The sequence below is a fragment of the Thalassospira sp. TSL5-1 genome, from assembly GCF_001907695.1.
Taxonomy (GTDB): Bacteria; Pseudomonadota; Alphaproteobacteria; order Rhodospirillales; family Thalassospiraceae; genus Thalassospira.
Genome location: NZ_KV880640.1, coordinates 65,175 through 78,231 on the forward strand (window position 1 = coordinate 65,175; position 13,057 = coordinate 78,231).

The following is a 13,057-nucleotide window of genomic DNA, read 5'->3' on the forward strand; positions in this document are numbered from 1 at the left end:
GCATAGAACCACATGGAAAGGCAGCGGTTAGACCGGTTTGGTTTTACAGATGCCGACCACGGGTTTGTGCGCGTTCTTTTCAACGGCAAATACCACAAGGGCAATCAGCCGGTAAAAACCATGCACGAACTTTCCATAGGGCATGGACAGGAACAGCGTCAAGACGACGCTAAGATGCAGGCAAAGGGTAAGGCCGACATAGGGGGTGTCGCGGACCAGCATCAGGGCAAGACCGGTCAGGCCGCTGAGAAGTAATAGAACCAGAAAGCCGACATCCATGCCTTTATTGGTTTTTCCCTTGGGCATCGGGTCTGCCTTGGCCTTGAGGAAAAGCAAACCCAGCGGGCCGATTATCAGGCCAAGACCGCCTGTGATGCCAAACAGTTTGGGCAGGCTGAGAAAGCCATAAGGGGCGGGGAGATCAAAGCCGTAATGCAGGATTGTGCCCGATGATGTTGCGGCAAAACACAGCATGAAACCCCAAAATGTGAACTGATGAAACCAGCGCCGCGCCATTGAGGGTGTTTCATCGGGATAGGAACAGCCCTGACCATTCCCACCATCGAGATATTTGAGCGACAGGGCATCTTTTATGCCCTGAATGACCTGCCGGAAATTGAGCCGGTGCGGGGCCGGAAGCTGCATCGTGCGCCAGAATTTAACACAGGACAGCACAAGGGCCAGGGCAACAAAAAGTCCGACAGCACCAAATAAACCGGCCAGGACATTGTGCGGAATGACGCCGTAAAACGCATTGTCATGGCGGGCAAAAAAGTTCTCGCCCGTCAGGCTGGCTGTTATGATGGTAAACAGACTAATGACGGCAATGGAGAGCAGGCTGACCCACAGGCCGTTACGGACGAACAGTTTGCCCATAAAGCCCGGCCAGGCATAAACGCCATAATTTTCCTGGCGCAATTCGGCCATTGCGGCGGGCACATTCAAATTGAATTCATGGGGCGGGGCATATTGGCAATTATGATAACACGCCCCACAATTATGGCAAAGATTGGCAAGGTAATCGACGGTGTCGGCATTGAATTCCAGCCGCAATTCCATTGCCTGAAACACGGCACAATGGCCTTCGCAGTAACGGCAGGCGTTACAAATCGACATAACCCGTGCGACTTCGGCTGTTTTATCGGTTGAGCGCATAATCGGCGGCCTCGTTTCCTGCAATTCGTCCAAATACATTGCCAATCGTCATGCCGATCCCGGCGAGATAGCCCTGGCCCAGCACATTGCCAGCCATGATTTCGCCTGCAGCAAAAATGTTGGGGCTGACGGTGCCATCGGCCATTTTCATGGCGGCCTTGTCGGTCACTTCGACACCAAGATAGGTAAATGTGATGCCCGGCCGTAACGAATAGGCACTATAGGGCGGCTGGTCGATGGGGCGGGCCCAGTTGGTTTTGTTTACATCCAGGCCATCGGTATGCAGGCCATCCAGGCTGGTATGGTCAAAATTGCCCGGCTGCACGGCGGCATTAAAATCCGAAACGGTTTTTTGCAGCGTTTCGGGGGCCAGCCCGATTTTGTCGGCCAGTTCCTCGATTGTGTCGGCCGTGGTAGCGGGGAAGACGGGGGGCATAAAGCCACCTTTGGCCTTTTGGTCAATAATGACATGGGCGACCTGGTTGGGCTGGTCGGCAACCAGGCGGCCCCAGATGGCATAGCGTTTGGGCCAGAAATCCTCGCCTTCGTCATAAAAACGTTCGGCATTTTCGTTCACGACAATGCCCAGCGACACGCAGTCAACACGGGTGCAAATGCCGCCATCAAATTTGGGCGCGCGGCCATCGATGGCAACAGCGTGGCACTGGTTGGCTTCACCAATTTGCTGTGCCCCCTGATCCAGCAAGATGCGCAAAAGATCGCCCCGGTTATACGGTGTGCCACGGATCAGGAAGTTTTCGGCAATGTCGCCCCAGCCTTCTTTTAACCATTCGATATTGGCCTCGAACCCGCCCGCAGCGGCGACGAATGCCTTGGCACTCAGGCGGTGATTTCCGACATGCAGGCTTTTGAAGGTGCCGTTTTCCATTTCAACAGCCGAGACCATTGCATCGTAATGAATTTCAATGCCGAGTTTTTGCGCATGACGATATAGCGCGTTCAAAAGCTGTTTGCCTCCGCCCATGAAAAACGCATTGGTACGCCCCAGATGCAGGGTGCCGCCGAGTGGAGGCTGAAATTGCACCCCCCGGGATTCGAGCCATTCAACCGCCGCGGATGATTGGCGCAGTGTCATACGGGCAAGATGTTCGTTGGTTTTGCCTTTGGTGACGCGCATTAAATCGTCCCAATATTCGGCTTCGTCATAGGTGCCGCTAAGCACCGATAGCGGGCCGACATGCAGGGGGCGCAAATTGCGGGTGTGGCGCGTATTGCCACCGCGATGGGTTTTGGGCGCCCCTTCCAGCAGGCAAACCCTGGCGCCTTTTTCTGCCGCGACGATGGCGGCAACCAGCCCGGCCTGCCCGCCGCCCGCGACAAGAATGTCGTAATGGGTATCAAGAGTGTTCACGAGGACATTACCTTCCCGGTATTTTATTGGATACTATTGTATACAAGAGTGTGCAAGGTTGTAACCAACAGCGGAATGTGTCAAGTTCAAATCCAATAAAAACACGCAAGGTATGTTTTATGAGTTCTGATTCCGATGACCGGCAACCCCGTGGCGAGGTCGCCTATCGAAAGCTTTTGGCGGCGATCCAGCATGGAGAACTCAAGCCTGGAACCCGCCTTCGCGAGGTGGAAGTCGCGGAAAAATTTGACATCAGCCGTACCCCGGTGCGTGATGCCATCCGGCGCTTGGAAAGCGACGGGCTTTTGATCCATGTGCCGCGCCAGGGGGCCGTGGTTAAGGAATTGGACCATCGCGAAGTGATCGAGCTTTACGAGATTCGCGAGGTTCTGGAGGGAACGGCGGCACGTTATGCCGCGCGCCATGCCTCGGAGCTGGAAATTGCCGAGCTGGAAGATTTAAACGAGCTGATGCTGAAAAGCGGAGATGACCAGATCAAGGTTGCCGAAATTAACCGGTTGTTTCATCAGGCGCTTTATCGCATGGGCAATAATCGCTATCTGATTGATGCGCTTAATTCGCTATCGAATGCGATGGCGCTTTTGGGCGGGACGACCCTGCAATATGACGGCAGGCCCCAAAGTGCCTATGACGAACATCGCGATATAGTCGAAAATATCCGTGCCGGTAATGGCGATGGTGCCGATGCTGCCGCGCGCTTGCACATTCGCAATGCGCAAAGATTGCGCATCAGGCTTTTGCGTAATGTTCTGGGTGAAAACGGCCTTGGCTAAATCATCTGAATCACAACGAATTGTGAGCATTTGAGAAGTTTTTTAGCTGCTGATTGACGATCTATTTTTGGACAGGGGCTGAACCAGATTACAGTCTATACTCGCAGTAAAAATACCATTCCGGGTGCTCTTAGGTTTTCCGATGTGTGCGAACTTTTGAGTGATGAATGTGTTTGTATATTTGGCGGATCTGCACAGAAATTTCTCTGCTAGTCACTATAGAATTCAGCGTTTCCTGTGGCATTAAGATTATTCAGTATTGAGCATTGTCTTTAGAAAAAATTAGTGCCCATTTGGATAGTTTTTGTTTCCTTAGTATAGTTAGCTTCCAAAAGTCTAGGTATGGGTCTTAGCCGAAAACAATTGAAATCATTGTGAAATTTTCAAGTCATTCGTTCATCTCGGAGGAACTGTTTTTTGTCACCGAGAGCGGGTGAATCTGGTTGTAACTTCGTTGTTTGAGAGTTTAGTATACGAGATCGTGTCTTTAAATTATTTATGCAAAGGATGTGGAGAATAGAATAACTTCATGGCTGATGAGGTTGGGTGTTTGGGGATTTCCAATCCGGGCTGCGCATAGAAAAAAGACGCGATTTGTATTGTGGGACAGACGTTATTGATTCGGTTTGGGGGATTTTCATGGGCTCGTATATTCCGCGAGAATGCCACGCTTTTCCCGATGTAAGACTCATTGCGCCTGAAATGACATCTTGCAGCGGTTTAAGTGATGGTTTTGTATACAAAGTTTAAAAATACTGTTTCCATCGTTCCTGATGGGCCTTTGCAGTTTCTTGATATTCCCCTGAACCTTAATGTGCTTCCTCGCAAGGTGCAGAGCGAGTTTTGGGAATATTTCAATGATGACAGCCAGAGATACATTTTAAAGGCGCTGCTTCAGGATAAAGAGACGGGTGATTATCTGGATCGGCAGATCCATGAGCAGGCGACTGATCCGCGCAACGGCAAAAAAATCGTACCGATATATTCCGTGAATGTTGAAAAAGCTCTGGAGCCATTTCTTGACAAATGGGTTCCAGCACCTTTTTTGCGTACTGAGCCTTCAGGTAATGATGTTGTTCAACCCATGCTTAAGGGGTTGTCAAACTGGTCTCGGATGCGGCTGGTTGCGTTGCCTGAGAGCGATGTTGATGGCAATACCCACGTTCTGACGATTGCTTTTGATCCGAAGCTGGAAAATCCGCGTGATGACGGGATTACGCCGGCAATCACTCGCGCGGATGTAATTGATTGTGCGGAAATGGCCTTGGCAAGTGAAGTCGCGCAATATGCGTGGTTTGTTGGCGAGGAATGGATTGATCAGTGGCTTCAGGAACTTTTTGTTTCTTTTCTCAAGAGTAAAAATCCAAACCGGAAAGTTTGCCTGGATCATCGTGATTATAAGGTTGAGTACATTGCCAGATACATCACGCTAATTGATGTTTTGGCCGCAACGGAGGCTGTCCCTCGTGTTCGGTTGATCAATACCGCCCAGGGAACCAGCCCGGTAGAAGTGGACCTGGTGCTTGATGTTGGCAATTCGCGCACATGTGGCATGTTGATTGAGCGCAATGAACAGGGGGGGCCGTCTCTAGGTAATTCTTATGTGCTTGAATTGCGCGATCTGACTCAGCCAGAGCAGCGTTACACGGAGCCATTTAGTTCCAATGTCTGTTTCGCCAAATGCAAATTTGGTGATCCTGAAGATCTTTCCTACGGTAGCCAGCGTGAAACGGATCCGTTCGAATGGCCGTCCCTTGTCCGGGTTGGGCCTGAGGCGGAGCGTTTGGCCGCTTCATCGCGGCAGGAAGAGGGGCTGACATCAATGTCCAGCCCCAAACGTTATTTGTGGGACGAACAATCCTGGCGTCAGCAATGGCGGTTTTGTCCTGATCCCGAACATCCGGATAACATCGAGGAACCGGTTAATACCGGCGCGTTTGCGCTTTGTATTAATGATCGTGGCACGCCGATTGATCGTGTCGAAGACAGGGTGCTGCAGCGCAAGCCAATTACGCGCGGACAATCGGAATTTCCAGTGACCAGTCCGCATTTCTCGCGCAGTTCTCTTATGATGTTCATGCTGTCCGAGGTGCTGTTGCAGGCGCTGGTGAATATTAATTCCCCTGCGCAGCGGGCATCACGGCTCAATCCTGACATACCGCGCCGTTTGCGCCGTCTGATTATTACTGTGCCAGCCGCGATGCCCATTGCAGAGCGCAATATTTTCAAGCGTTGGGCAACGTATGCGGTGTCGACGCTCTGGAAGGCTCTTGGGTGGAGTGACAAGCTTGAGGAACTAGCCGCAACATCAAATGGGGCAATTGATTTTCGCGAGCCACCAACAGTAGTTGTTGATTGGGACGAGGCAACCAGTACCCAGATCGTGTTTTTGTATAACGAACTGGCTGAAAAGTTTACTGGCGATGTTACCCAGTATTTTAACCTTCGCGGGAAAATGCGCCAAGGTTACCAGGGCGAAAAAACACTTCGTGTGGCTAGCATCGATATTGGTGGTGGCACAAGCGATCTGATTATCACGACATATGAGTGCAAAGATCATCGGGGGCCGATCCATCGCCTGGAACCACATATTGATTTTCGCGAAGGGTTCAATATCGCGGGCGATGATGTCCTTAAAAAGGTAATCGAACGCCATTTCATCGTGCCGTTGGGACAGCGTTTGCGTGAAGCTGGAATTTCCCATCCGGCGGATTTTTTGACAATTGCGGTAGGCCGTGATGTGGCCGACCAGTCCGAAAGCTATCGCCGGAAAAGACGTCAGTTCGTTAATCAGGTTGCAGTTTCCTTTGGGTTGCACATTTTGAAGTTGAGTGAAGACTGTGATCTCAGACAGGGCGACGCAATAAAAACAGTGTCTTACGCTGAGGTTTTCCGTGAACAGCAGGTGCCTGGGGCGGATGCAGTCGAATTTATTGACGAAAATGCGCGACGCGCTGGGGCAAAAGGTTTCACTATTCGCGATTTCAGTTTTGACGTGGACCTGGCAGATGTATTTGCCACAATCACTTCGGCGATCAGTCCTGTGATCATGGATCTTTGCGAGATCATTGGCTGTTTTGATTGCGATTTATTGGTCCTTTCGGGACGGCCATCTGCGCTTCCGGCTGTCCAGGCCACAGTCCTTAATTTCGCGCCAGTTGCCCCGGATCGGATTTATCCGCTAAGTCAATACCGTATCGGAAAATGGTATCCTTACTGGAGCAGCGGCGGGCGTATTCGTGACCCTAAAACGGCTGTTTCTGTGGGGGCGATGTTGTGTTTGCTCTCGAATGGTCATCTTAGCAATTTCAATATGCGTACCAGTAACCTTAAACCGCGATCAACGGCGCGGTTTATTGGCCTGCTTGATCAGAATGGTAAAATTGCCAACGATACATTGCTGTTTGAAGGCATGGATCTTGAGAAAGACAGGGACGAAGAAAAGTCGGCGATGATTGATTATCTCGGGCCGACGCGCATTGGTTTTCGTCAGTTGCCGTTGGAACGATGGACGGCGACGCCGTTTTTCGCGCTGAGTTATTCTGATCAGACGTCCTCGGAAGACCTGGCCGACAAATTACCGTTCCGCGTGGAGATTTCTTACACGCGGGAACCCGAAGACAATGACGGTGGCCTTCAACACGAGTTACCCGATGAAGGCGTTTTTCGGGTCGAAAGTATCGAGACCAGCGCTGGCGATATGGTTCATCCTTCAGCTCTCAATTTGCAGTTGAGGACCATGCTCGACGAGAATGGCTACTGGCTTGATACCGGTATTCTCAACATTCCGAACATCAACTAAGCAAAGAGCGATCCGAGTATGCAGACCGAAAACAAGCAACTTAAGCATGATTGCGAGATCGTTCGAGACGCTGTATCGCATGCGCTTTCATGGGTCGAAAATACGACGAACGAAAGTGCTGCCAATAATGCAGGGTTGATCAAGGAATTACGCAAGTCGATCGTCCATGTCAGCAAGTTGGCCAAAGCTGCAGACCGCAAAATGTGCGTTGGGGTATATGGTGCGAGCCAGGCAGGGAAGTCCTATCTGATTTCAACATTGGCGCGGAATGCCGATAATCCGTTGTTGGCACGATATGGAAGCCATACGGTTGATTTTATTAAACATATCAACCCTGAAGGCGGAGGTGAATCTACGGGCCTGGTGACGCGTTTCACGATGGATCGGGCACCGCAGGCAAGTGATGATTTTCCGATCAAAGCTGCTCTGCTGAGCGAGCTCGATATCGTAAAAATCTTGTCGAATTCATTTGTGCTCGACATTCGTCATGAAGATGAAATCGACACGCGTGATTTTGAAGAAACCGTTTTGAATACCCTTTCGGAACTTGATGGCGCTCCTGCGGGTCAATCGCCGTTAAAGATCGAGGATGTTTATGATCTTGAGGAATATTGTAATCAAAAATTGATTAGAAGTCCGTATTTCCAGGCGCTTAAGCGGATTGGTTTTTGGGATCGCATGGCGGGATTGGTGCTGCGTTTGGGCAAAACTCATCGGGCGATCCTGTTTGCACTATTATGGCAGAATATGCCGATTTTTGATCGTATTTACGCGGTGTTGACCGACGCATTGGATCGCATTGGTCACGCAACAGAAATTTTCTGTGCCCCTGAGGCCCTGTTTCTCACCGAAGGGGAGGAATGGTCCCGGGATACGGCAAAAAGCATCATAAATGTTTCGGCTCTTGAAGGATTGGTCAATACTGGAGCTCCTGACGGCATTCGTGTTCGCACAGCATCAGGCCAAACAGTCGAGGTTTCGCGCGCGCAGCTTGGAGCGTTGATCGCGGAACTGGTTATTTTCATGGAATATCAGCCCCATGATTTCTTTGACTATACCGATTTGCTGGATTTCCCTGGGGCTAGAACACGTAGTCCGAATAAGAATAACCCCGAGGAACTTGAGAAACCCGAAAAAGTTGCGGGGATCTATTTGCGGGGCAAGGTTGCTTATCTTTTTGATCGTTATTGCGATGAACAAGAACTGACAAGCATGCTGCTATGTGTGGGGGATTCCAATCAGGAAGTTGCCGAAGTTCCGATTACCGTTGAAGATTGGATTTCCAAAGCCCACGGCAAAAGCCCTGACATGCGTGCTGGTCAGCAGACGTCACTTTTTTTCATTATGACAAAATTTGACACCGGATTTGTCAAGGCAGCGGGAAAAGGGACCGATAATTCGCGTTGGAAAACACGCATGGATTATTCGTTGATCAAGGCATTTGCCGAAAAATCGCCCAATACCCGCTGGGTTAATGAATGGACACCAGGTCAGCCGTTTAACAATATTTTCTGGGTCCGGAACCCGTATTTTCTTCAGCAGGGGTTGTTTGACTATATCTCGACCGATCCCATTGTTGAAAGAGGTGTGAGAGACGACGAAAAGACATTTGTTGCTGATATTTTTGATGGATATCTCAAATGTGAAGAAGTCAAAAAATATTTCAGGGACCCGGCCCGTGCCTTTAATGCTGCGATGGAGCCGAATGATGGTGGTGTGTCCTATTTGATTGAACATATCCGCCCCATCTGTAATCCGGACCTTAAACGTAACCAGATCCGGCAAAATATTGAACATGCCATATCGCAACTGCTTAATATTCTGGGGCCCTATTATGTTGATAGTGATCTTGCGGTTTTAGCCAAGAAAAAAACGGCAGAAGCAGTACAGGTCCTGCGGTCATTGGCGGTTGTGCTGAAACGGCAGAAAATGGGCGAGTTTCTTAATGCGATCCGGTTTTCCGAGGAAGAATCCTATGAGGTTTTTCTCGGGAGCGAACACATGGCGACAAGTGTGATTACCGGGACAGCAAAACAGCAGGATGAGGCAACAGCCAACGTCCATGTTTTTACCGGCGGCGATGACATTGATGAAATGCTTGGTTTGGGGAATTTTAACGATGACGATACCGAGGCGGCCGCAGATGAAGGTGATGCCAGGCAGACCAGTTTAAAGCAGCCGCAGGATCTTGCCGCGAAGTTTGTGGTTGATTTGGAAGCAGCCTGGACCAACAAAATGTTTGAGTTGGCCGACAATGCGAATGCCTTGCATTATTTTGGCCTGGACGCGGAAACAGTACGGACGATTGCGCGCGAATTTATGAAGGCGGCCCACGGCCGCGGACTTTTCGTCGAACTGGCGGAACTGGTTCGTGACGCCCAGCAACATAAAACGGAACAGCAGGAAAGCTATCGCTGGAAACAGGTCGCACCGGTATGCGGGATGTTTAATGAATATATTGCGACCCTTGGCTATGGCGGTGTGTTTGCGGGCGAGGGCAGTGTCATTCGCGATTTGGGAGATCGGGAAGTTCATATTTTCAAGCCGATGCAGCGGATTGGTGCCGAGATACTGCCTGAAAAATTCACGGATTCCTATCGGACACGTTTTGTCGACTGGAGCCAGGCTGTGCAAGCGACTATTCGCGACAACGCCAGAATTGACGCCGGCATAGCGGGAGACAGCGAAGATAATGAGCGTCTGGGGCGTGTCATCGTGCAAATGAAATCCTGCAGCAAAGGTATGGCGGTATAAATCATGGCAGATATGAAACTTTCCGCTGTCCCGAAGAAAGGGGTTCAGGGTGTTGTTGTTGTGACAGTCCGTAACTGTTCGCTTGATGCCCGGGGTGGTCTGAAAATGGCCCTTGAGCATCCCGGACATGCTGAACCCTTCCTGGGGGCAGGAGGTTGGCAGACAGTTGAAGCAATTCACGATATCGATAATGTCAAACAGGACGATACCGGCTTGGTCTTTGAATTGGGACCACAGATAGTACAGCATATGTCTACGGGTGGATATCGTCTCAGATTGTCATCGGTTTCTTCCTCGGAAAGCTGTGTTGGTGTTCTCGCGTGGCAACGGATCCCGATTTATCGCCCGAAGAATGATGTGGCGGGCGCATTGGACAAGAGCACGAGGGACAAAAAGGAATTAGCAAAGCCGCCAATCATCGATACGACTGGCAAAGACAAGGGAACTGATTCTGTTGGTGGCAAAAGTGCTGGCGAAGATTCCATCTCCGAGACTGCTTCTCCGCCTTTAGACATTCAAAAACCGCGTACTGCCAGAATTTTAATTCTGAGCCTGATTATGCTGCTGGTTCTTGCGGGGGGAGCTGGTGCGGGATGGTATTTCCTGACGGGCGGTGATGCGCCGGGCCACCAGGACATTAACAGCCAGATCGCTGCATTTTTGGCGACCAATCCATCGCCCGAGACGGTCTATGCGAAAGGCCTGGATTACCTTGGTGATGGTGAAACCGGTGCGGCCATGAGCCTGTTTCGCCGTGCGGGAGAGCAGGGGATCGGAAAAGCCTATTTGTCGCTTGCAGGAATTTATGACCCGACGGTCGAAACAACCTATCCCGCGCTCAGCAAGGATGGGGGAAAGGCTTATTCCTACTACGTCAAGGCCAAGCAATTTGAACCGCAAGATACTGCCGTAGCAGTTGAACGCCTGAAAACCTGGGCTCATGAAAAGGCCGCGTCAGGCGACGAAAAAGCACAGCAGTTAAGCCAGATGATGGCAATTGGGAACTGAACGGGGAATGGGTATGAAAAGCCGGTTGTTTACATCGCATTTTTCCAGGGCTGCTCGCACATTTTGCTGTGTGACAATCCTTGGGTTCCTGATTGCAGGGGGGTATGTTGGTGCAGCGAAAGCGATAGAGGCCCTGAAGGTTCCTGAAGCGCCAGAGCTTTATCGTCGGGTCCTGATTTTGCCAGAGGCAAAAATTCAGGAGCAGCCGGGCGATGAGCATGCGGAAGATTTCAGCACGCTGCCTGTGTTTTCTGTGCGTTATATTTATGGCGAGAAACAGATTGACGGCGAAGGCTGGATCCAAATCGGCAAGGAACCTGTTGGCGGCGGAGATGGCTGGCTTAAGTCCCGTTTTACCGAGGCTTGGAAAAGCATGCTGGTGATGCAATTTGCCCCTCGGGGCCAGCGTAAGCGGGTGTTGTTTTTTAATGATAAAGAAGGTCTGGAGCAAAGCATTGCCGCTGAGACCCCGCAGGAGCGGTTTGATGCACTTTACGCAGATATTGCAGATGGCCGCCCTGATCGCGAATTGCTGGCGGCAATGGAACCGCAAGCAGCAATTGATGCATCTTCACAGCCATATTTGATGCCGATCCTGGATTGGGCACCGGGCGAATATGATAATGGCAGTGAAATTACGATGGTTCAGGTTGCCGGCCTGAATGCACAGGCCGCAGAAGGCGCAGTCGGGAATGACGCGGGAAATGGTAGCACAGGAGAACCTGCTGTTGGTGCAGATGCGCCTCCCCTGCCGGGGGCCGACGATGGGCCTTCAGGTGATCTTAGTGATTTTAAGATGGGGATCGTTTTTGTCATTGATACCACCCAGTCTATGGGCCCTTACATTGAGCGCACTTACGATGCCGTCAATGCTGTTTACGATCAGCTTGCCCAGGACGGGACGATTGAAAAGGCTTCGTTCGGGATCATCGGTTATCGTGATGACGTTTCCTATGACAATAAAATTGGATACGTGACCAAAGTCTTTCAGAAACTTGATCCACAGGCACCGCGCGAAGCGGTTTTGGAAAATATTCGCAAGGTCAAGGCCGCCAAGGTGTCCACCGAGGGATGGAATGAGGATGCGGTAGCCGGGCTTTATGATGCAATCAACAATATGGATTGGGAACCATATGCCGGTCGGCTGATTGTGCTTATTAGTGACGCTGGCGCGCGCGTTGGTACTGATCCGCATGCGGCACATCGTAATATGGCGATGGATAATATTCGTGAAATGGCCGCGGCAAAAAGCATCGCGATCTTTCCGATGCATTTGCGCACCGATAAGGCGGAAAGTGCTGGAAATTTGCCGTTGGCTGAAAGCCAATACCGTAATCTCGGGACGACGGGCGATATTAATGTGAATAAATATGTCGGTGTTGACCGCGGTGCATTAAATACTTTTTCCAGTTTTGTTGGCGATTTTGCTAATCAGGTCCGGGTTAGTCTTCGGCAGGCGAACCGTGGCCAAACAGTTACACCCGATCAACTTGACGATCTGTTGGATCAGCAGGATCCGTTCATGGATGCCTTTGGCGATGCCCCGGAACCACCTGAACAGGCAGATCAGCCAGCGGAACAGCCAGAAGACGCCCCGCAGACCGACATGGGGCGTATGGCGGTGAACGAAATTTTCCGTGCGCAGATTGAATATATCGGCGCGCGTGATGGCGAACAGTTGCCTCCATTTTACCGGGCTTGGACATCGGATCGCAATTTGCCAAATCCGCAACTGGCGGCACTTAGTGTGAATGTTTTCCTGAGCCGTAATCAACTGAATAGTCTGGCACAAAGTCTGCGGGAAATTGTTGATCAGGCCCGTGCCGCCGAATTGGACCCCGGGAATTTTTTTGGTTTGTTGCAAAGCCTCTCGGCAACAACATCGAATGATCCGGGCCGGAATGGCGGCACGTTCGACAATATTGCTGAAAGCGGCTTGTTGCCAAGCTATCTAAGCCAGCTTCCCTATCGAAGCAAAGTGCTGCAATTGACACAGGAAGACTGGTTGAATTGGGGCATGACGGGCCAATTGGAATTTATCGACGAATTGGAACTGAAGCTGACGATGTATCAGCAAATGAACGACGATACAGATCGCTGGGTGAATTTCGGGAGCGAGGATTCAGGGCAGGCTGCATATCCTGTTCCGTTATACGCATTGCCGTAGGACGG

General features: G+C 50.8%; 7 protein-coding genes. 5 read left to right on the top strand and 2 right to left on the bottom strand.

Annotated features, from left to right (window positions below; all coding sequences use genetic code 11):
• Positions 1-27: 27 nt before the first annotated feature.
• Together tcuB and tcuA are read right to left on the bottom strand one after the other, a co-directional pair.
• Positions 28-1,155: a tricarballylate utilization 4Fe-4S protein TcuB gene (tcuB, locus tag LF95_RS18910; RefSeq protein WP_073956759.1), complete on the bottom strand. Its 1,128-nt coding sequence runs from the start codon at positions 1,153-1,155 to the stop codon at positions 28-30.
• Positions 1,139-2,527, bottom strand: a complete 1,389-nt coding sequence (gene tcuA, locus LF95_RS18915; protein WP_073956760.1) for an FAD-dependent tricarballylate dehydrogenase TcuA — start codon at positions 2,525-2,527, stop codon at positions 1,139-1,141. The genes tcuB and tcuA overlap by 17 nt, the downstream gene beginning before the upstream one ends.
• A 119-nt stretch (positions 2,528-2,646) precedes the next feature.
• On the opposite strand from tcuA, the gene LF95_RS18920 reads away from it, so the two are divergent.
• From LF95_RS18920 to LF95_RS18940, 5 genes are all read left to right on the top strand, one after another.
• A complete protein-coding gene (locus tag LF95_RS18920; RefSeq protein WP_073956761.1) occupies positions 2,647-3,321 on the top strand; it encodes a GntR family transcriptional regulator in 675 nt (224 codons plus the stop codon).
• A 727-nt stretch (positions 3,322-4,048) separates the two neighbouring features.
• Positions 4,049-7,123, top strand: coding sequence for a virulence factor SrfB (locus LF95_RS18925; RefSeq protein WP_073956762.1), 3,075 nt, complete (start codon positions 4,049-4,051; stop codon positions 7,121-7,123).
• Between the two features lie 18 nt (positions 7,124-7,141).
• Entirely contained in the window at positions 7,142-9,877 is a 2,736-nt protein-coding gene (locus LF95_RS18930) for a virulence factor SrfC family protein (protein ID WP_073956763.1), read from the top strand.
• A gap of 3 nt (positions 9,878-9,880) precedes the next feature.
• Positions 9,881-10,885 (top strand): hypothetical protein, encoded by a 1,005-nt coding sequence (locus LF95_RS18935; RefSeq protein WP_073956764.1) that lies wholly within the window; start codon positions 9,881-9,883, stop codon positions 10,883-10,885.
• A gap of 13 nt (positions 10,886-10,898) precedes the next feature.
• Positions 10,899-13,052 carry a vWA domain-containing protein gene (locus LF95_RS18940; protein ID WP_073956765.1) on the top strand — a complete coding sequence of 718 codons (2,154 nt, stop codon included), beginning with the start codon at positions 10,899-10,901 and terminating at the stop codon, positions 13,050-13,052.
• Positions 13,053-13,057 lie beyond the last annotated feature (5 nt).